The organism is Flavobacterium ginsenosidimutans, assembly GCF_003254625.1.
GTDB lineage: Bacteria > Bacteroidota > Bacteroidia > Flavobacteriales > Flavobacteriaceae > Flavobacterium > Flavobacterium ginsenosidimutans.
On sequence record NZ_QJRJ01000016.1, the window covers coordinates 1 to 292 of the forward strand.

Annotated in this window: 2 tRNA genes; both read left to right on the forward strand. The window is 39.7% G+C overall.

Annotation, left to right across the window (positions count from 1 at the left end):
- A tRNA-Ile gene (locus DM444_RS00075) sits at nt 1-63 on the forward strand.
- Between the two features lie 170 nt (nt 64-233).
- Nucleotides 234-292: transfer RNA gene (locus DM444_RS00080), tRNA-Ala, on the forward strand.

Consider the following 292-nt stretch of genomic DNA (forward strand, 5'->3'; position numbering starts at 1 on the left):
AGCTCAGCTGGTTAGAGTACTACACTGATAATGTAGGGGTCGGCAGTTCGAGTCTGCCCGGGACTACTAAAAACTTCAGATTTAAGATTATAGATTTTAGATTTAAGAAGGAAAACTGAAAAGCTTGATTTTAAAGGAAATTCTGGAAGCTGGGATTCACCAAAGGAAATTAGAGAAGAATTAAGAAATCTAAAATCTGAATTCTAAAATCTAAGATTTAAAAATGGGGGATTAGCTCAGCTGGCTAGAGCGCCTGCCTTGCACGCAGGAGGTCAACGGTTCGACTCCGTTA